Here is an 18,898-nt window from a genome sequence, read left to right on the forward strand (position 1 = left end):
ACGGCTGCGCGCTGCCGGAACGAGCGGGCGTTCCGGCGACCACGGGAACGATCTTGCGGATGTGCTTGCACCTGCGCATTCGCGGTGTTGGACGGGGTTCGGTGCTGGAGTGTGCGCGGTGCTCGTGCGAGACTCGGAACATGCGTGCTTCGGTAGTGCGGCCTCGGAACGAATCCATCGCTCGTGGAACGGCTCCCGCCGCCGAGGGCGGCCCGACCGCCTTGCGGATGATCCTCGGCGGGCGTATGCGGCGGCTGCGGGAGGCATGCGGCATCTCGCTCGAGGAAGCGGGCGAGGCCATCCGAGGGTCGCACTCCAAGATCAGCCGATTGGAATTGGGGCGGACCGGCTTCCGCGAACGAGACCTGGTGGATCTGCTCGCGCTCTACGGCGTCACGGACGAGGCGGAGTGCGCGGAGTTCAAGCGGTTGGCCGCGCAGGCGAACACCTCGGGGTGGTGGCATCACGACACCGACTGGTTGCCGAAGTGGTTCGACACCTACCTCGGGCTGGAGCACGCGGCCCAGCTGATCCGCTGTTACGAGCCGCGGGTCGTCCCGGAGCTGCTGCAGACTCCCGACTACGCCCGCGCGCTGTTCGTGCTCGCGCATCCGCACGAGGACGAGGAGTCGATCGAGCGGCGGGTGGCCCTGCGGATGCGCCGCCAGGAGATCCTGACCAGGCCCGATCCGCCGCAGATGTGGCTGATCGTCGAGGAGGCGGCGCTGCGCCGCAGGATCGGGGGATCCCAGGTGTGGCTGGACCAGCTCGAACACATGCTCCGGGCCGCGGACGCGCCGAACATCACGGTGCAGGTGCTCGCCGATCATGTCGGCGGCCCGGCGCTGGCGGACGGGGCGTTCACCATGTTGCGCTTCGCCGAGGCGGATCTGCCCGACATCGTGTACCTGCAGCAGCTCACCGGCGCGCTGTACCTGGACAAGGACGCCGATCTCGCGGCCTACCGGGCGGTGGCGAATCTGCTGTCGGTGCACGCGGCGCCGCCCGAGTACACCCGTGACCTCGTCGCGGCGCTGCGCGAACGCGAGCCGCGCATCGTCGATCTGCCGTCGGGTTCCGCCTGACCTGTAGACGCCCGCCGAACCACGAATATTCCGGCGTACAGGGACTTTCGGCCGTAGATCACGATTGGGTCGACATGGCAGACTCGGGGCATGCGTCCTTCGAACGTGCGACAGCCGGCCGACGCGCCCGGACTCGGTGCTGATCCGGTGTCCGGCGGCGGTCCGACGGTCCTTCGCATGGTCCTCGGTGGCCGGCTGCGTCGCCTCCGTGAGGCCCGTGGTCTCACTCGCGAAGCGGCGGGTGAGGCCATTCGCGGGTCGCATTCGAAGATCAGCCGATTGGAGCTCGGGCGCACCGGCTGCCGGGAACGCGATCTGGTGGACCTGCTCGACCTGTACGAGGTGACCGATCCCGCGGAACGCCGGCGGTATCTGGAATTGGCCAGGCAAGCCAGTGCGTCGGGCTGGTGGGCGCGGGACAACGACTGGCTGCCCAAGTGGTTCGACACCTACCTCGGGCTGGAACAGGCGGCGCGGCTGATCCGCAGCTACGAACCGCGGGCCGTCCCCGAACTGCTGCAGACCCCGGAGTACGCCCGTGCGCTGCTCGCCCTGTCGCATCCGGGCGAGCCGGAGGAAGCGATCGAGCGCCGGGTCGCGCTGCGCATGCGCAGACAGGACATCCTCACCGGCCCACACCCACCCCGGTTGTGGATGATCATCGAGGAAGCCGCGCTGCGCCGCAGGATCGGCGGTTCGACCGTCTGGCGCGCCCAGCTCGACCGGGTGCTGCGCGCGGCGGCGCAGCCGAACGTCACCATTCAGGTCTTGGCCGACCATGTGGGCGGCCCGGCGCTCACCGACGGCGCGTTCACCGTCCTGCGCTTCGCCGAATCGGATCTGCCCGACATCGTCTACCTCCAGCAGTTGACCAGCGCGCTGTATCTGGACAAGATCGCCGACCTGGACGTGTACTACGCCGTGCTGAATCAGCTTTCGCTGCTCGCTCCTTCGCCCGCGCATTCCCGCCGGTTGATCGAGGTGCTGCGCGACGGCGTCCCGCCGACCGTCGACGAACCGGTGGACCGCTCGCGCGGGTAACCGGCTCTCCGCCGCTGGACACGGCGCTAGGTCCGTGCAGCGGGCGCCCGGCTCGACCCGGCATGACCCGCGATTCAGTGTGGGCGAATCGGGCATCTCCTGTGCGAGGTGATCCGCATGCCGGCGAAGGGCGAAGTATTGTCCCATTGGGACAATAGGGGGTATGCTGTGTGCATGAGCGACGACGGTGTCGGTCTGGACGGCCGTCGGCTGCGCACTCGGCGCAGCCGCGAGGCGTTGTCGCGCGCGGCATTCGATTTGCTCACCGAGCGGGGGCTCGAGGCGATGGCCGTCGAGGACATCGCGGTGCGCGCCGGGGTCACCCGGCGCACGTTCAGCAGGCATTTCGCCTCCATCGAGGAGGCGATCCTGGGCGATGTCGACCAGGACGTCCACCTGTTCAACGAAGCGCTGTGCCGCCGCCCGCGGGCCGAGCCGCCCCTGATCGCCTACCGTAACGCCGTCCACGACTGGCTCGCCGCCGAGTACGGCGGCGCTCGGGCGTCCCTGCTGGCCCGCCGCTGGATACTGTTCCAGCGCTTCGAGGACGAACCCGAGCTGTTCGCCGGTTATCAGCGCATCCGCATCGACGGGCAGCGCGAATCGGTCCGGATCATCGCGGCGCGACTGGGCGTGGATCCGCTGACCGATCCGCGTCCGGCCGTCGCCGTCGGCGCGGGCGCGGGCATGCTGCTCGCGGCGCTGCAGAGCTGGGCGGCGGGCCCGGATCCCATGGGCCTGCCGGGCCTGGTCGAAGAGTTCTTCGACACCCTCGTCACCCTCACCACCGAATTCCGCATCGAGGAGTCACCGTCATGTCTACCGGGTCGGTGAACATGTACCACCGGACGTGCCGACGCGTCGGCCTGGATCGAAACCCGCTGCGCCGCAGGGAAGACCGAGTGCAGACCGGAGTCGCGGTGCTGCTGGCCCTGGTTTTCCTGATCGTCGTGCCCGTGCTGGCGGTGACCGTCGGCGGCCGGGTGTACCGCACCGAAACGGCCGCGGTGCACGCCGAGACGGCGCGATTGCATCAGGTGGACGCCACCGTCGTCGAGACCGGGAAGGCGCCGCTGTACGCGCCGGTGGTGCCGGCCAGGGTGTCCTGGAAGGACGTCGACGGCGTGGCGCACACCGGCGACTACCAATCGACCACCGTGGTGGAGCCGGGCTCCACCGTGCCGATCTGGTTGAACGAGCGTGGCGCGATCGTGGAGCCGCCGTCGGCGAGTCAGCCCGCCAGCAAGGCGGTGATGCTCACCGCGGGTGCGGTGCTCGGTGTCTCGCTCGTGCTCGCGGGGAGCTACTTGCTGGTGCGGCGTGGACTGGATCGGCGGCGGCTGCGCCGGTGGGAAACCGAATGGGTCGCGGCCGACCTCACCTGGGGCCACGGCTGAGTGGTGCGGCGTGCCCGCCGGGCGAGGGTAGGGAACAGGCGCAGCGGGCACGTCGCGTACCGGGCGCAACGCGGCGAACGAAGCAGCCCGGCACTGACCTGAGCGTAAGGCATCGGCGTGCCGGACGGCCAGGTTCGGCGCCGATGGCCGGACATCCCACCACATAGACTCGATTATGTTGTGACACACCCTAATCGGAGCGGGATCGTCTCAGACCGGAAAGAGGCTGTGCTTGCGCGGGTTCGGCTCGGCGCTCGCCTCCTTCTCGCGCAGCAGGCGCAGCGCACGGCGGATCTCCAGTCTGGTCTGCGAGGGCTCGATCACCGCGTCGATGTAACCGCGCTCGGCCGCGATCCACGGCGTGGCCACCGTGGCGTTGTACTGCTCGATCATGTAGTCGCGCACCGCCGCGCGTTGCTCGGGAGCTATTTGGGCGAGCTGACGCTTGCCGACGATGCTCACCGCGCTCTCCGCGCCCATCACGGCGATGCGCGCCGTCGGCCAGGCCAGGCTGACGTCGGCGCCGAGTTGCTTGCAGCCCATCACGGCGTAGCCGCCGCCGTAAGCCTTGCGGACCACGACGGTGACGATCGGGACGGTCGCCTCGATCACCGCGCGGAAAAACCGGCCGCCGCGTTTGATCACACCGCTGCGTTCCTCCTCCACGCCGGGCAGCACACCGGGAGTGTCCACGACGAAGATCAGCGGCAGCCCGAAGACATTGCACAGTCGGATGAAATGCGTCGCCTTGTCCGAGCATTTGGCATCGATCGCGCCGCCGAGTACCAAGGGCTGGTTCGCGATCACCCCGACGCTGCGCCCGTCCACCCTGGCGAAGCCGGTGATCAGGTTCTGCGCGGTGGCCGCGCTGATCTCGTGGAAGTCACCGTCGTCGAACAGGCGCAGCAAGATCTCGTGCATGTCGTAGCCTTGCCGATCGGAATCGGGAACGATCGAGTCCAGCTCCTGATCGTGCGTCGTGATCTGCGGCTCCAGCCCTGGGTTGACGACCGGGCCGGGCTCCAGGCAGCTCGACGGCAGATAGCTCAGATAGGTCCTCGCCCAATCGAAGGCGTCCCGCTCGGTGGCGGCGACATGGTGGACAGTGCCGGTGGCCGCCTGTGCCTGCGCGCCGCCCAGTTCCTCCATGGTCACCTCTTCGCCGGTGACCTCCTTGATCACCTCGGGGCCGGTGACGAACATGTACGACTTCTCGGTCGCGATCAGGACATCGGTGTTCACCGGTGCGTAGACCGACCCCGCCGCGCATTTGCCCAGCATGATCGATACTTGCGGTACAAAGCCCGACAGCCGTTCCTGGCGGCGGCTCATCAGCGCGTACCAGGCCAGCGAGGTGACCGCGTCCTGGATGCGGGCGCCGCCGGAGTCGTTGATCGCGACCACCGGGCAGGCGTTCGTGGTGGCGAAATCCAGTGCGGCGGCGACTTTGCGGCCGAACATCTCACCCACCGAGCCGCCGAAGACGGTCTGATCGTGCGCGATCACCACGACCGGCCTGCCATCAATCCGGCCGCGCCCGGTCACCACGCCGTCGCCGTACATGGCTCCGGGCGTGCCCGGCTGGCGCACCAGCGCGCCCATCTCCACGAAACTCCCCGGGTCGAGGAGTGTGCGCACCCGTTCCCGCGCGCTGGGAATGCCCTTGCTCTTGCGCTTCGCGATGCCGTTCTCGCCTGCGGGCTCCTCGGCCAGCTCCAGGATCCTCCGCAGCTCGTCCAGCTTCTCTCGCGTACCGCTCATATGTGGTGTAGCCCTTCGAAACTCGTCGCGACGCCGTACGGCAGCGCGGCGCTCGATGCTATCGGCGCCGCGATCCGCGGCACAGCGGTTCGGAAGATCTCATGGAACAGCTCACAGGTTTGCGTCTCGATTCCTCGGTTCATAGCACGCGACGGCGCCCTCCGTTGCGACGACACGGACTGTGCGACGTCCCAATCGTGGCCATGAGCGTCGATGAACCGTCCTCACAGCATCGAGGGGGGCTTCTCAGGCGGTGCCCGCGGATCTAGGGTGATCTCGACGCAGCGCCGGAAATGCGCGGACGGCGCTGCGTCACATACTCGGACATCGGTCCCACGTCGGCGGGCTCCGAAACCTGCCCCGGCGCAGCGGTTCTCTGTGTAGCGGGCCCCCGCCGTCGCCGAATCCCTTCGAAGCGCTTGTGATCGCCCCCAACCAGCCGGGTGGCCACTGATGACTTACCCGATTCGGCGCGGCATATCTCGATTCCATCACGATCCGTCGCTAGCCTTTGGGAGGCATGATGGACAGGCAGCCGAGAACGAGTACCGAGACGTTGGCATCGAAACTCGTCGAACATCTGGCCGGAGGTTCCGGCCACGACGCATCCGGTGAGGTCGCGACCACCGCGCGAAACTGCTTGGCTGCCGCCGTCGAACGGCTGGTTCCGCGCCGGGCGGCCACCGTGTCGCGGCCCCCGGAAATCGCCGGTTTCGCCTCCCGCTGGGCGCGCGAAGGCATCGCTTTGGAAACGGTGCTCGGGGCGTATCACGACGAAATCCGCGAAGGATTGGAATTGCTCGCCGACGAGGTCACCGACGAGCGGGCCGATCATTTTCTCGCGGGTGCGCGACTGGCGGTCCACGTGCTGGAAATGGTCACCCTCGCGGTGTCGACCGCTTACGTCGACGAGCATCGCGCGGTCGCGCGGGAGCATCAGACCGCCGCCCAGACGCTGGTCTCCGCACTGCTGGGCGGCCACGCCGTCGGCGAGCTCGCGCGGGCCACCGGCATTCCGATCGCGCGGTCGTACCAGGTCGTGGCGCTGGGCATCCCGGCGCATCCGGACGAGCGAAGACCCGGCACGGGCACCGACGCGGCGCGGCGCAAGCTCCGCCGGGTCCAGGCCGCGCTGGCCGATCCGCTCGGCTCACGCGCGCTGTCGGTGCTGTCCGCCGCCGGCGGCACGGTGCTGGTGCCGCTCGACGACGCGCCGGCCCGCACCGGGACGTTCACCATGACCGACGACGTGCTGGCCATCGTCGGCGCGGCCGCCGAGGTGCCGTTGACCGCCGCGGTGGCCACCGGCCGCACCGCGCGCATCCCCGAACTGGCGGGTCGCGCCCACGACCTGCTGGACCGGGTGCGGGCGGCGGGCAGGGCGCCGGGGCTGTACCGGGTGGCCGAAGCGGGCGAGGCAGCGAGTTGTGAACTGCCCCAGCCGGGCCATATGGCCATCGTCACCGCGCCCAACGATCGCGTGATCGGTCGTTCTGCCTGATTTCTGCGCGTTATCGTCGAGTATGCCCTGATATCGAGGGTGAGCGAAGGAGTGCCGAGTGACCACCGCGTTGTCCGACCGCGATATTCTGCGCGAACTCGAGCCCGCTGCCGAACGCCTGCTCAATGACCATCTGCGCAAAGCGAAATCATGGAACCCGCACGATTACGTACCGTGGGACGATGGCCGTAATTTCGCCGCTCTCGGCGGAATTGATTGGGAGCCGGGCCAATCCGGCCTTTCCGAGGTCGCGCAGACCGCGATGATCACCAATCTGCTCACCGAGGACAATCTGCCGTCGTATCACCGGGAGATCTCGGACTCGTTCTCGCGGGACGGGGTGTGGGGTACCTGGGTGGGCCGGTGGACCGCCGAGGAGAACCGCCACGCCATCGTGATGCGCGACTATCTGGTCGTCACGCGGGCGGTCGATCCGGTGCGGCTGGAGCAGGCGAGGATGGCGCACATGACGACCGGATTCGCCAAACCCGACAAGGACCAGCAGTTCCTGCGTTCGGTCGCCTATGTCACATTGCAGGAGCTGGCGACCAGGATCAGTCACCGGAACACCGGAGCGGCCTGCGCGGAACCGCTGGCCGAGCGTATGCTGCAGCGAATTGCCGCCGACGAGAACCTGCACATGATCTTCTACCGGAGTATCAGCGCCGCGGCCTTGGACCTGGTGCCGAACGAAGCGCTGCGCGCGATCACCACCGTGGTCACCCGTTTCCAGATGCCGGGGGCGACCCAGCCGAACTTCCGGCGCAACGCGGTGCTGCTGGCCAAGCACGGCATCTACGACCTGCGCCAGCATCTCGACGTGGTGGTGCGTCCGGTGCTGCGCGCGTGGCAGGTCTTCGAACGCACCGATCTCTCCGGTGACGGCGAACGCGCGCGTGACGAACTGCACACCTACCTCACCGAGCTCGAGAGCCGGACGCGGCGGTTCGAGGAGCAGCGCGAACGCGCGGCGGTCGCACAGGCGGAGCGGGCCGCCGCGGCAGGATGAGTTTCCGCGTTCCGATCACCGCGGCGGCGATGGCCCTCATCGCCGCCGTCACCGCTGCGCCCGTGCTCGCCGATCCGGTGCCCGCGGCCCCGCCGCCGGCGGTGGACCCGGCCATGACCCGGACCGGGCTGCTGTCGATCGAGGAGGCCGGGGCCGGTCGTGAACGTCTGTCGATCGCTTCCGCGGCGATGCGCAGGATCATCACCGTCGATGTGCTGCGCGGCAGCGGCGAGGGGCCGCGGCCGGTGCTGTATCTGCTCGACGGCGTCGACGGTGATGCCACGTCTGCGTGGTTGACCAAGGGCGGTGCCGCCGAATTCTTCGCGGGCAAACCGGTCGACGTGGTGCTCACCGGCGGCGGTACCGGCAGCATGTACAGCGACTGGATGCGGCAGGACGCCGCGCTGGGACTCAACCGCTGGGAGACCTTCCTCACCACCGAACTCCCGCCGATCGTGGAGTCGCTGCTGCGCACCGACGGGCGCCGCGCCATCGCGGGGGTCTCGATGGGCGCGCAGGCGGCGATGATGCTGGCCCAGCGCCACCCCGGCTGGTATCGCGCCGTCGCCGGGATGAGCGGGTGCTATTCCACCGCCGACCCGCTCGGGCACGCGGTCACCACCATCACGGTCGCCTCCCGCGGCGGCAACGTGGACAATCTCTGGGGCCCGCCGAGCTCACCGGAATGGGCCGCGCACGACAGCCTGCTGCACGCGGAACGCCTGCGCGATACCGCGATCTACCTCTCGGCGGCCGCCGGTCTGCCGACCGGCGCCGATCTGGTGGCGGTCGCGAAGTCCCCGACGGTAGCGGAGGCGCTGCGGACGGCGGGCGGCGGCGCGGCGCTGGAGGCGGGCGCGCGCGCCTGCACCGAGCGGTTCGCCCAACGGCTGTCGGAACTGAGCATTCCCGCCACTGTGGAGTACACCGCGCAGGGCATGCACACGTGGCCGGATTTCCAGGCAGAGCTGCCGCGGGCGTGGCGGGTGCTCGCGCAGGCGCTCGGGGTGCCCGCGTCCTCGTGACCACGGGCGGAATCAACGCCGCGCGCTCGCGTTGACACCGGTATGACCTCGGCGCTGTCCTCTGTCCGGTTCTCCGTCCTCGATCGCTCGCGCGTCCGGCGCGGTCAGAGCCATCCCGCCGCGCTGCGGGAGACCGTCGAGTTCGCGCGCCTCAGCGAGGAGTGGGGTTATCACCGCTTCTGGGTCTCCGAGCATCACAGTGTGCCGGGGGTGGCGGGGTCGGCGCCGACCGTGCTCGCGGCCGCGGTGGCGGCGGCGACCGCGCGGATCCGGATCGGCACGGGTGGCGTGATGCTGCCCAACCACCAGCCCTTGGTGGTCGCCGAACAGTTCGGCGTGCTGGAATCGCTGTTCCCGGAACGCATCGACATGGGCTTGGGCCGCTCGGTCGGGTTCACCGACGGAGTGCGGCGGGCGCTGGGGCACGACAAGCGCGACGCGGAGGACTTCGACGCCCAGCTCGCCGAGCTGCTGGCGTACTTCACCGAAGGCAGGCGGGGCGTGCACGCCTGGCCCGCTGAGGGGCTGCGGGTTCCCGCTTTCCTGTTGGCGACGGGGTCCGGCGCCGAGCGCGCGGCCCGGTTCGGTTTGCCGCTGGTGATCGCCGCGGTCGGCGGCGAGGAGCGCATGATCGAGGCCATCGACCGCTATCGCGCCGAGTTCCGCCCCGGTCCGGCGGGCGCCGCCCCTTACGTCGTGGTCTCCGGTTCGATCGTCATCGCCGACACCGCCGCGCAGGCCCATCGGCTCCTGCTGCCGGAGGCATGGTCGGCCGCGTACGCGCGCACCCGTGGCGAGTTCCCGCCCCTGCTGCCGCCCGCCGAGATCGAGGCGCGCGATATGACCGATCGGGAGCGCAGGCTCGTCGACGACGGGCTGCGCGGCCATCTCTACGGCACCGAGGACGAGGTCGCCGAGCAACTGGAGCGGTTGCTGCGCCGGACCGGCGCCGAGGAGATCCTCGTGCACACCAGCACCTACGATCGTGCCGCCCGGCTGGAATCGCACCGTCGCCTGGCACTGCTCGCCGGCCTGTCGAGAGACGGCGTGAGCGCTCGCGATCGAGCCGGGGCGCGCGCGGGCACCGCCGCTCGAGCAGCCGCCGCCTACGGGAAGAGCACCTCCGCGGCGGCATAGCCGAACAGCCGACGTCCCTCGGCGCGGGCGTCGACCGCGATGGTCGCCCGCCGCCTGCGCGGATCGATCGAGGTGACCCGGCCGCCGAATCGGATCGTGCCCGCCCCCAGCGGTGGTACGCGCAGGTGATGGGTGTTGTGCGCGAACTGCGCACGGAAACGGCTGACCGCGGCGGGGTCACCCAGCCAGGAGCTGAGGAACGAGGTGGCCATGCCGAGTTTCAGCATGCCCGGCGCCACCACGGTCGGCAGGCCGCTGGCGACGGCGACCCGTTCGTCGAACAGCACCGGATTCGACTCGCCGGTCACGCCGGCGTAGTTCACCAAGTCGCCCCGGGACAGGCGCATGGTGCGGACGGGCAATTCCGTGCCGACCGACAAGTCGGCGAACGCCACGCGCGGCCGCGGGGTGCGGCGGGCGGGCGACGGCGTGAGGTGGTCCGCCGCGGCCGGGACGACGGCGCTGCCACGGGCCGTCTCGTCCGGAAAGGGTTGTCCCATGGCGACTTTGCGCACCGCGTCGGCCAACCCGGGATCGCGTCCGCCGACGCGCGCGAGCAGCGCGCTGGAGCCGGTCTGCACCACCGTGCCGTGCTGGTCGATCAGCACGCTCTTGATCGCGAGGACGTCGTAATCGCCGAAATGCCGGAATGATTCGAAATAGATGTCACAGGTCAGCCGGTCGCCTGCCAGCAACGGCCTGCCGAAGTCGAAGACCTGGTCCGCGTGCAGGATCCGAGTCGGGTCGTAGCCGGTGATCAGCGTGTCCATGATTTCGCGGTGCACCCTGGTGAGGATGATCGCGCTGAACGTCGCGGGTGCGACCAGTGCGGGAAAGCCGAGTTCGGCCGCGGCGGCCTCGCTCCGATGTGCCGGATGGGAATCCTGGACGGCGCGGGCGAATTCGCGGATCTTTTCCCGTTCCACTTCGTAGCGAAAGGTGGAACGGTAACGATGATCGATCAACGACCTCGCCTGATCGGCCGGATTCACCGCGGTGTCGTTCATGGTTGCTCCTGTATTGCGAAATGGTGGATCACGGCGGGCCCCCGGTCACCCGAGGGGGCCGAACCGCCAGATCCGAGAAGGCACCTGCTCGGGAGTGACGGTGCCGACGACTTCTACCCCGGCGTCGTGAAAGGTGCCCACCGCACGGTCGACGTGGTCGGCGGAGGTGATCACCACGGCGTCGCGCGCGCCGATCGCGCGCATGATCGTGGCCGAGCGCGCCGCGTTCTGCGCCGTGGTGTCGGACTCTGGTTCGAGGTGGATCCGCGCCGCCGGAATGCCGCGCGCGATCAGCCAGTCGGCCATGGCCCGAGCCTCGGTGACGCCGTTGCGCGCGTTGCCGCCGGTCACGATGACGGGCGAGACGGGGGCCAGTAGGGCCTGCACGTATCCGGCGCGCAGCCGGTCGATCAGCTCCGGGCGCATGCCGCCGTCGGGCAGCAGCCCGTAGCCGAGCACAACGATGGCGGTGAACGGTCCGTGCACCGTCGGTGCGGGTGGCTGGACGAGGGCGAACGGCGCGCCGCTCGCGCGGTCGGCGTCGGCGGAGCCCGAGTTGTCCGCGTGGGCGTGCGGCAGGTGGATCAGCGCGGCGGTGACCGCGAGCGCGCCCAGCACGACGCGGGCGAGGGGAACCGGACTGGCGGACAACGTATCTCCAAGCGGTTAGCCATCGGATGGCCACCGATGGCTGGGGTGCAGCGTCCATCCATGATGCGGCCGCCGGCCGTTGCTGAACCGAAATTGCCTGGTGATCTGGATAATTCACCGTTTACACGGCGCTCGCTTGTGCCGCCTGCCCTATTCGAGGAATTGCGAGATCGCCTTTTCCGCGCCCTTTGTGTCGCATCCCTAGCGGGGGCAAATCGCATTCGTGAGCTCTCCAGACCCAGCCGTTCCGCATTGGACGCCGCGATCGGCGGTTTTAGCGTTGGCGCAGCTTCGGTGCCGTTGACCAGCGAAAACGGCACCCTCGGTCGAACACCGTGGTTCTGCAGGAAGGCAACTCATGAAACGAAGTACCTATGGGCGCTCGTCCTTGGCGGCGGTGCTGCTGAGCGTGTCGGTGCTCGCCATCGGTGCCTCCGGCGCCAACGCGGCGCCGGGGGCCGAGCCCACCGAACAGCAGCTGGCCGACTACATCGCGGCCGGCCGCAAGGTGGCGCCGGTGGCCGATTCGGGCAGTGCGGGCACCGGCTCGGCGTGCACCTCGGGCAGCGGCGCGGGCTCGGGCAACGGTTCCGGCGACTGCTACGGCGGGTCGGGCAGCAGCTCGGGATCCTCCGGTGGCTACGCCAGCGACACCGTCGGCTACGGTCCGCCGATGACCTCGTGGCTGGCCGCGTTCGGTTACGGATTGACGCATCCGGACGTCGCGCCGCCAGGGGCCAACGACTGGAACTGCAAGCCGACCGCCGAGCGCCCGCGCCCGGTGGTGCTGGTGCACGGCACTTGGATGAACGCCTACAACGGCTTCGCTTTCATGGGTCAGCCCATCAAGGACGCGGGCTTCTGCACCTTCACCTTCAACTACGGCCGGTCCAATCTGCTCGAGGGCGGCGGTCTCGGATCGGTGCTGCCGGGGGTGATGGGCACCGGCTACATCCAGGACTCGGCCGAACAGCTGGCCACCTTCGTCGACCGGGTGCTGGCCGCGACCGGGGCATCGGAGGTGGACCTCGTCGCGCATTCCCAGGGCGGCTCGATGTCGAACTGGTACACCAAGTTCGAAGGCGGCGCGGCCAAGGTGAAGAATCTGGTCACCTACGGCGCCACGCATCACGGCACCAGCTTGGACGGCATCGGTGCGCTGGGCCGGGCGATCAACAACTTCGGCATCGACGTCCTCGGCTTCATCGAGATCTTCGTCGGGCACGCGGGCATCCAGCAGACGATCGGCTCGGACTTCGTCAACAAGCTCAACGAGAACGGCGACACCGTTTCCGGAGTCGACTACACCGTCGTCGGCACCCGCTACGACGAGATCACCAATCCTTACGATTTGACCTTCCTGAAGGCGGCGCCCGGTGTGACGGTGCAGAACATCACGCTGCAGGACGGATGCGAACAGGACGTGTCCGACCACCTCACGATGATGTATTCGCCGCGAGCGCTGTCCATCGCGCTGCGCGCCCTGGACCCGGCCGGGCATCCGAATCTGGAATGCACCTTCAACCCATGGTTGCTCGGCGGCGGAGGCTCGCTGTGAGCACCGAATGACCTGCTCCCGTCGAGTGGTGTGGCTCGTGCCCCGACTCCGTCCGCCGCTCGACGGGAGCGCCGACCGCCACGCGTGCTGCTCGCCGGACGGGATCCCTCAACCCGCCTCTGTCCGGCGTGCACGTCCCCGGCGCGCGGCGGTATGCCCACCGAGCAGCTCCTCGCACCCGCTGCTCGGTGGGCATCGGCGGTTTCCGCCATATCACCAGGATTGGGAATTGACAATCACCTCCGCCGCACCTAGGTTGACGAGCCTGAGCTGGCCTGAAACGCGTTGTGCCCGAACAGGAGCCATGTATGCCGGTATCCGGTTCGACGCGCAGATCCTTCTTGCGTGCGGCGGGCGCGGGCGCGGCGGCCTTCTGCGCCGCGGCGTGCACCGGGTTCGCCACCAGCGGCAGCGGCGGCATGGTCTTCCTGTCCACGCAGTTCCGTCCCGCCGACGAGGCCGAGCGGTTCCGTGGCCTGCTCGCCGCCGCCGCACCCGGCGTCGGTTACGTGACCATCGAGGAGAGTCCGTTCGCGAGCCAGGTGCGCAGCCAGGTCGACGCGGGCGCCACTCGGATCGGCCTGCTCGGCGGCTTGCACGGCGACATCGCGCCGCTGGCCGACGGCTATCTGCAGGACCTCACCGGTCTGCTCGCCGGCCTCGGTACCCGCGGCTGGCCCGCCGCCTACCTGGAACTGGCCAGGCTGGGCACCGACCGCATCTGGTACATCCCATGGGCCACAGCGAGTTACGTCCTCGCGGCACACGAGGAGGCGCTCGCACATCTGCCGTCCGGAGTCGACGCCGCGTCGCTGTCCTATGACCAGTTCCTCGACTGGGCGATCGCCGCGCGCCGCGCCAACGGCAATCGCCCCGTGCTCGGCCTGCCCGCAGGTCCCAAAGGACTGCTGCACCGGTTCGTGCAGGGTTTCCTGCTGCCTTCGTTCACCGGCGGCCAGATCACCACCTTCCGCTCGAACGAAGCCGTGACGGCCTGGCAGTACCTGCGTGAGCTCTGGGCGAACTGCGCGCCGTCGAGCACGAATTTCGACTTCATGCAGGAGCCGCTCGACAGCGGCGAAGTGCGCGTGGCGTGGGACCACGTCGTGCGCCTGGTCCACGCGCCCGAGCGCGACCCGCGGAACTGGCGGATGCTTCCGTCGCCGCGGGGGTCGCACGGTCTGGGCTACATGGCCGTGCTCGCCGGACTCGCGATTCCCGAGGGCAGTCCGGATCCCGAACTGGCGCAGCGGACGATCAGCACGCTCACCCGTCCGGAGACCCAGCTGCGGCTGCTGCGGTCCAATGGGTTCTTCCCCGCGATCGACACGTCGATCCCGGACGACCTGCCACCGGCCATCCGGCTGGAGGCCGACGCGGTGCGCAGGCAACAGGAGGCGCCCGGCGCCATCCTCTCCCTGCCGCCGGTGGGCCTGGGCAAGCGCGAAGGGGAGGTGAGCAAAGTCTTCAAGGACAGTTTCCGCTCGATCGTGCTCGACCGGGCCGATATCCGCGCCACGCTGGACCAGCATGCACGGGTGCTGCAAGGCATCCTCGACGACCTGAAGGTGCCGTGCTGGGCCCCCGACCCGTCCGCCGACCTCTGCCGGGTGGGGTAGTCATGATGTCGCGACCGCGCTCCCCGTGGATCCTGCTGCTGCCCTCGATCATCCTGATGACGGCTTTGTTCGGCTGGCCGCTCCTGCAGGGCGTGCTCGCGGCCTTCCGCGGCGACGGCGGATTCACTCTCGCCCACTGGGAGCGCTTGTTCGACGATCCGTATATCTTCGCCGCCCTGCGCAACACGCTCCTGCTGATCGCGATCGTCGTGCCGGTCCAACTCGCCCTCGCCGTCGGCATGGCGCTGCTCATGCAGGCTCGGCCGCGATTCGCCGGCGGCCACTTCTATCTGTGGTGCCTGCCGCTGGCGATTTCCGAGCTGGCCGCGGGCCTGGTCTGGCTGGCCATCTTCGACAACCGCGGGTATCTGAATTCCCTGCTGGTCGGCATCGGGCTCGCCGACGACGGGGTGCAGTGGCTCGGCTACCAGAACCCGGGGACGATGCTGCTCGCCGTCGTGGTCGCCGAGATCTGGCGCGCGACCTCGCTGGTGTTCGTGATCGTGGTGGCGGGCGTGCAGATGATCCCGCGGGACTACGACGAGGCCGCGCAGGTGTTCGGCGCGACCTTGTGGCAGCGGCTGCGGCACGTGACGTTGCCGATGCTCGGACCCAGTCTGCAGGTGGCGCTGATTCTCCGGACGATCCTCGCGTTGCAGGCTTTCGCCGTGGCGCAGGCGTTGACCGGCCGGGATTTCCCGCTGCTGGTCGGCGAAACCTACGAGTGGTACGCGAATCTGCAGAATCCCGCGGTAGCCTGCGCCGTCTCGCTGATCGTGCTGGCGATCTCCCTGGCCACCGCAGTGTTCTATCTGCGGGCTGTCCGGCAGCCGGAGCAGGCCCGATGAGCGCCGATCGTGCGGCGCAGGCCGATGCGCAGGGGCGCGCGCAGGAGGCGAGGAGCGCGATGAACCGAACCGGCGCGCCGTCGCGGCGCGTGCTGCCGCCGATCGACCGGGCACCTCTGCGCAGGCGTCGCAGGCGCGCTGTGTGGGTCCAGCTTGCCTGCACTGCCGTGAGCGTGTTCATGGCGCTGCCGATCGTTCTCATCGGACTCGCCGCGGTCTCCTCCCGTGAGGCGCTCAACGAGTTCCCGAAACCGCTCGTTCCGCGGGAGTTCTCCACCGAGACCCTGGCCGCGTTCTTCCGCGCCACGGGGACCGTCGCGGCGCTGGGCAATTCGGTGCTCGTCGGCCTCTACACGGTGTTCTGGTCCCTGGTGATCGGCGCGCCCGCGGGATATGCGCTGGCCCGCCACGCGTTTCGCGGCAAAGACACCTACCAGGTCTTCATCCTGTTCGTGCGGGCGTTGCCGATCGTGGTGCTGTCGGTGCCGCTGGCCACGCTGTTCCTGCGCGTCGACGTGTACGACACGGTGCTGGCCGTGACGCTGGTGCACACCACGCTCGCGTTGCCGACCACCGTGCTCATCACGGCGAGCATCTTCGTCGCGGTGCCGCCGGATCTGGAGGAAGCGGCGCGGGTCTTCGGGTGCACCCGATGGCAGGCCGCGCGCCGGGTCGTGGTGCCGCTCGCACTGCCGGGGCTGGCCGCCTCGTCGATCTTCACGTTCGTCCTGTCGTGGAACGAGATCCTCGGCGCGACGATCGTGACGCTCGGGCACCGAACTTTGCCCGCGCAAGTGCTCACGGCGCTGGACGAGGCGTCTACCGCCTACCGCTTCGCGGGCGGGTTCGCGTTGATCATCCCGGCGCTGGCGTTCATCTTCGTGATGCGGCGCTACCTGGTGAACATGTGGGGGACGACGCTGCGATGACAGGGGTTGGCTGATGGCTGAGGTGGTGGTCCGGGATCTGGTGAAGACCTACCCTGGCGGCACGGCGCGTGCCACCGACGAGGTTTCGCTGGAGATCGCCGACGGCGAGTTCATGGTGCTGCTCGGGCCGTCCGGCTGCGGCAAGACGACTTTGCTGCGCATGATCGCCGGATTGGAACTACCCGACGCGGGGCAGATCGTGATCGGCGGCAAGGACGTCACCTATCTGGAGCCGCGACGGCGCAACCTGTCGATGGTGTTCCAGTCCTACGCCGTGTTCCCCAATAAGAAGGTCGCCGACAACATCGGCTTCGGCCTGCGCGTGCACGGGGTGCAGGCCGACGAGATCCGTCGCAAAGTCGCCTGGGCGGCGGAGCTGTTGCAGCTGACCCCGTACCTGGACCGCTATCCGGCCCGGTTGTCGGGCGGGCAGCGCCAGCGTGTCGCGGTGGCGCGGGCGATCGTGATGGACGCCGATGTGCTGCTGATGGACGAGCCGCTGTCCAACCTGGACGCGTTGCTGCGGTTGTCGTTCCGCGCCGAGCTGAAAAGACTAGTCGCCGAACTCGGCACCACGACCGTCTACGTCACCCACGACCAGGTCGAGGCGCTGTCGCTGGGCAACCGCGTCGCCGTGCTGCGCGACGGGGCGATCGTGCAGTGCGGTCCGCCCACCGAGGTCTACGACGATCCGGCGACGGAATTCGTCGGCGGATTCCTCGGCAGTCCCCCGATGAACTTTCTCACCGGTCCGGTTTCCGCCGCAGCGACCGGGCCGCGCATCGATCTCGGCGGGCAATCGCTCGCCGTTCCCGCGGCACTGTCGAGCTTCGAGGGCCGCACGATCCGGCTCGGCATCCGCCCCGAGGCCATCCTGGTCGGCCGGGGACCCGCGGACGCGACGGTGCGGGGCGAACTCGAAGTGCTCGAGCCACTCGGCTCGTCGACCCTGCTCACCACCCGTGTCAGCGGGCAGACGGTGAAAGTGCAAGCAGCGCCAGGGTTTCGCGCCACCGAGGGTGACGCCGCGAGCCTGCACCTTCCGCCCGAGGCATGCCGCTGGTACGACCCGGAGACCGGATTGCTCTTGACGGTCGACTGATCGCGGGACTCCCGCGCCGGGCGCGACTGCGCACCCGGCTACCGAGCCTCCCGGGTCACTTGTCCGTCGTGCCGAGACCGGAGGTGACGAGCTGGACGATCAGGTCGGCGGTGGAATCGAACTCAGGCAAGCCGAGGTGGTCAGGTGTACCCCTCGGGTCACCCCAGCGCCGCGACGGCGGCCCGAGCGGCCTCGGCGACGAGAGGGTTGTCGGCCTCGGCGTTCTGCTCGGCTTTCGTGGACAGCACCGCGATGACGAACGGGGAGCGCCCGGGCGGCCAGACGACAGCGACGTCGAGGGCGCTGCCGTAAGCGGGGCTGCCGGTCTTGTTGCCCACGGTCCATGCGGCGGGCAGCGCGGCGCGAATCCGGTCCGCGCCGGTCTTGCTGGCGATCAGCCACGACTTCAGTTGCGCCCGTTCGGGTTCGGCGAGAACATCGCCGAGGACCACATCGCGGTAGTCGGCGGCGAGGGCGGCGGGTGTGGTCGTGTCGCGCTCGTCGCCGGGAACGGCGCTGTTGAGCTCGGTCTCCCAGCGGTCCAAGCGCGATGTGGTGTCGCCGATGGACCGCAGGAAGGCGGTGAAACCCTCTGGACCGCCGAGCAGTTTCAGCACCTGGTTGCCCGCGGTGTTGTCGGACACAGTGATCGCCGCGTCACACAGCTCGGCGACGGTCATGCCGGTGTCGGCGCGCTTCTCGGTCACCGGCGAATTCTCGACGAGTTCGGAGCGGGCGTAGTGGATCACCTGATCGAAGTAACCCGTGGACAGCGGATGGTCGCGAAGCAGGGCACCGCAGGCGAGACCTTTGAACGTGGAGGCCATCGGGAACCTCTCTGCCTCCCGATGGACAACAGTGCGGCCGGAGCCGGTGTCGACCGCGTACACGCCCAGCCGGGCGGCATGCCGGGTCTCGATCTCGTGGAACGACGCGGCCTCGGCCGCCGGTGTGGTGCTCGAGGCGGCAGGCGCGTCGGCGCCCGACCCGCACCCGGTGGTGAGCAGGGACAGCGCCGAAACCGCCACGGCGGCGAGAAGTCGCCGCCGACCGAGCAGGCCATGGCGACTGGAAACGGAAATGATCACCGAGGCACCACACCATCGACCTGATCGCCCGCACCAATATCCGGCTCCCGCGCCGTCGAGTCGAGTTGGGTATCGCCGCAGGTTCGCCGCTGTTTCGGCTCCGGTGCAGACGGCGCAGGTGGACAGCCGAACCGAGGCCG

17 protein-coding genes are annotated in these 18,898 nt (G+C 69.2%); 13 read left to right on the forward strand and 4 right to left on the reverse strand.

Annotated elements, in window-relative coordinates; all coding sequences use genetic code 11:
• Positions 1-140 precede the first annotated feature (140 nt).
• From NNI01S_RS11325 to NNI01S_RS11340, 4 genes are all read left to right on the forward strand, one after another.
• Positions 141-1,085, forward strand: a complete 945-nt coding sequence (locus NNI01S_RS11325) for a Sco1979 family transcriptional regulator (RefSeq protein ID WP_063020113.1) — start codon at positions 141-143, stop codon at positions 1,083-1,085.
• Between the two features lie 90 nt (positions 1,086-1,175).
• The gene (locus tag NNI01S_RS11330) at positions 1,176-2,126 is read left to right on the forward strand and encodes a Sco1979 family transcriptional regulator (RefSeq protein WP_245676071.1); all 951 of its coding nucleotides are present in this window, start codon (positions 1,176-1,178) and stop codon (positions 2,124-2,126) included.
• Positions 2,127-2,300: 174 nt separating this feature from the next.
• Positions 2,301-2,960: a TetR/AcrR family transcriptional regulator gene (locus NNI01S_RS11335; RefSeq protein WP_063019999.1), complete on the forward strand. Its 660-nt coding sequence runs from the start codon at positions 2,301-2,303 to the stop codon at positions 2,958-2,960.
• On the forward strand, positions 2,942-3,523 hold the full coding sequence (locus NNI01S_RS11340; RefSeq protein WP_157114703.1) for an Rv1733c family protein: 582 nt from the start codon (positions 2,942-2,944) through the stop codon (positions 3,521-3,523). The genes NNI01S_RS11335 and NNI01S_RS11340 overlap by 19 nt, the downstream gene beginning before the upstream one ends.
• A gap of 210 nt (positions 3,524-3,733) precedes the next feature.
• On the opposite strand, the gene NNI01S_RS11345 is transcribed toward NNI01S_RS11340, so the two are convergent.
• Entirely contained in the window at positions 3,734-5,284 is a 1,551-nt protein-coding gene (locus NNI01S_RS11345; protein ID WP_063020001.1) for an acyl-CoA carboxylase subunit beta, read from the reverse strand.
• 520 nt (positions 5,285-5,804) lie between these two features.
• On the opposite strand from NNI01S_RS11345, the gene NNI01S_RS11350 reads away from it, so the two are divergent.
• From NNI01S_RS11350 to NNI01S_RS11365, 4 genes are read left to right on the forward strand one after another with little or no spacing between them, the layout of a single operon-like run.
• Positions 5,805-6,785 (forward strand): RsbRD N-terminal domain-containing protein, encoded by a 981-nt coding sequence (locus NNI01S_RS11350; protein ID WP_245676072.1) that lies wholly within the window; start codon positions 5,805-5,807, stop codon positions 6,783-6,785.
• A gap of 58 nt (positions 6,786-6,843) precedes the next feature.
• Entirely contained in the window at positions 6,844-7,794 is a 951-nt protein-coding gene (locus tag NNI01S_RS11355) for an acyl-ACP desaturase (protein ID WP_063020002.1), read from the forward strand.
• Entirely contained in the window at positions 7,791-8,819 is a 1,029-nt protein-coding gene (locus tag NNI01S_RS11360; RefSeq protein WP_063020003.1) for an alpha/beta hydrolase, read from the forward strand. The genes NNI01S_RS11355 and NNI01S_RS11360 overlap by 4 nt, the downstream gene beginning before the upstream one ends.
• 42 nt (positions 8,820-8,861) lie before the next feature.
• Positions 8,862-9,956 (forward strand): LLM class flavin-dependent oxidoreductase, encoded by a 1,095-nt coding sequence (locus NNI01S_RS11365; RefSeq protein ID WP_063020004.1) that lies wholly within the window; start codon positions 8,862-8,864, stop codon positions 9,954-9,956.
• Here NNI01S_RS11365 and NNI01S_RS11370 read toward each other — a convergent pair.
• Positions 9,926-10,963, reverse strand: coding sequence for a fused (3R)-hydroxyacyl-ACP dehydratase subunits HadA/HadB (locus tag NNI01S_RS11370; RefSeq protein ID WP_063020005.1), 1,038 nt, complete (start codon positions 10,961-10,963; stop codon positions 9,926-9,928). The two genes, NNI01S_RS11365 and NNI01S_RS11370, sit on opposite strands and share 31 nt — an antisense overlap.
• A gap of 45 nt (positions 10,964-11,008) precedes the next feature.
• Complete coding sequence (locus tag NNI01S_RS11375) at positions 11,009-11,614, reverse strand: YdcF family protein (protein WP_063020006.1); 606 nt, start codon at positions 11,612-11,614, stop codon at positions 11,009-11,011.
• A gap of 358 nt (positions 11,615-11,972) precedes the next feature.
• Between NNI01S_RS11375 and NNI01S_RS11380 the strand changes: the two genes are divergently transcribed.
• The 5 genes from NNI01S_RS11380 (at position 11,973) to NNI01S_RS11400 (ending at position 17,670) form a co-directional block, all read left to right on the forward strand.
• The gene (locus NNI01S_RS11380; protein WP_063020007.1) at positions 11,973-13,172 is read left to right on the forward strand and encodes an esterase/lipase family protein; all 1,200 of its coding nucleotides are present in this window, start codon (positions 11,973-11,975) and stop codon (positions 13,170-13,172) included.
• A 308-nt stretch (positions 13,173-13,480) separates the two neighbouring features.
• Positions 13,481-14,791 (forward strand): extracellular solute-binding protein, encoded by a 1,311-nt coding sequence (locus NNI01S_RS11385; protein ID WP_063020008.1) that lies wholly within the window; start codon positions 13,481-13,483, stop codon positions 14,789-14,791.
• Between the two features lie 2 nt (positions 14,792-14,793).
• Positions 14,794-15,639: a carbohydrate ABC transporter permease gene (locus tag NNI01S_RS11390; protein ID WP_063020009.1), complete on the forward strand. Its 846-nt coding sequence runs from the start codon at positions 14,794-14,796 to the stop codon at positions 15,637-15,639.
• Entirely contained in the window at positions 15,636-16,568 is a 933-nt protein-coding gene (locus tag NNI01S_RS11395) for a carbohydrate ABC transporter permease (RefSeq protein WP_245676073.1), read from the forward strand. Before NNI01S_RS11390 ends, NNI01S_RS11395 begins: the two co-directional genes overlap by 4 nt.
• Before the next feature lie 13 nt (positions 16,569-16,581).
• Complete coding sequence (locus NNI01S_RS11400; RefSeq protein ID WP_063020010.1) at positions 16,582-17,670, forward strand: ABC transporter ATP-binding protein; 1,089 nt, start codon at positions 16,582-16,584, stop codon at positions 17,668-17,670.
• A gap of 158 nt (positions 17,671-17,828) precedes the next feature.
• Here the strand turns inward: NNI01S_RS11400 and bla are convergent, their stop codons facing one another.
• Positions 17,829-18,728: a class A beta-lactamase gene (gene bla / locus NNI01S_RS11405; RefSeq protein ID WP_063020117.1), complete on the reverse strand. Its 900-nt coding sequence runs from the start codon at positions 18,726-18,728 to the stop codon at positions 17,829-17,831.
• Between the last annotated feature and the right edge of the window lie 170 nt (positions 18,729-18,898).

Source organism: Nocardia niwae NBRC 108934 = DSM 45340 (assembly GCF_001613465.1).
GTDB lineage: Bacteria > Actinomycetota > Actinomycetes > Mycobacteriales > Mycobacteriaceae > Nocardia > Nocardia niwae.

Coding starts and splice junctions, on each gene's coding strand:
- NNI01S_RS11325 (WP_063020113.1), top strand. CDS start 141: ATGCGTGCTTCGGTAGTGCGGCCTCGGAACGAATCCATCGCTCGTGGA.
- NNI01S_RS11330 (WP_245676071.1), top strand. CDS start 1,176: ATGCGTCCTTCGAACGTGCGACAGCCGGCCGACGCGCCCGGACTCGGT.
- NNI01S_RS11335 (WP_063019999.1), top strand. CDS start 2,301: ATGAGCGACGACGGTGTCGGTCTGGACGGCCGTCGGCTGCGCACTCGG.
- NNI01S_RS11340 (WP_157114703.1), top strand. CDS start 2,942: ATGTCTACCGGGTCGGTGAACATGTACCACCGGACGTGCCGACGCGTC.
- NNI01S_RS11345 (WP_063020001.1), bottom strand. CDS start 5,284: ATGAGCGGTACGCGAGAGAAGCTGGACGAGCTGCGGAGGATCCTGGAG.
- NNI01S_RS11350 (WP_245676072.1), top strand. CDS start 5,805: ATGATGGACAGGCAGCCGAGAACGAGTACCGAGACGTTGGCATCGAAA.
- NNI01S_RS11360 (WP_063020003.1), top strand. CDS start 7,791: ATGAGTTTCCGCGTTCCGATCACCGCGGCGGCGATGGCCCTCATCGCC.
- NNI01S_RS11365 (WP_063020004.1), top strand. CDS start 8,862: ATGACCTCGGCGCTGTCCTCTGTCCGGTTCTCCGTCCTCGATCGCTCG.
- NNI01S_RS11370 (WP_063020005.1), bottom strand. CDS start 10,963: ATGAACGACACCGCGGTGAATCCGGCCGATCAGGCGAGGTCGTTGATC.
- NNI01S_RS11380 (WP_063020007.1), top strand. CDS start 11,973: ATGAAACGAAGTACCTATGGGCGCTCGTCCTTGGCGGCGGTGCTGCTG.
- NNI01S_RS11385 (WP_063020008.1), top strand. CDS start 13,481: ATGCCGGTATCCGGTTCGACGCGCAGATCCTTCTTGCGTGCGGCGGGC.
- NNI01S_RS11390 (WP_063020009.1), top strand. CDS start 14,794: ATGATGTCGCGACCGCGCTCCCCGTGGATCCTGCTGCTGCCCTCGATC.
- NNI01S_RS11395 (WP_245676073.1), top strand. CDS start 15,636: ATGAGCGCCGATCGTGCGGCGCAGGCCGATGCGCAGGGGCGCGCGCAG.
- NNI01S_RS11400 (WP_063020010.1), top strand. CDS start 16,582: ATGGCTGAGGTGGTGGTCCGGGATCTGGTGAAGACCTACCCTGGCGGC.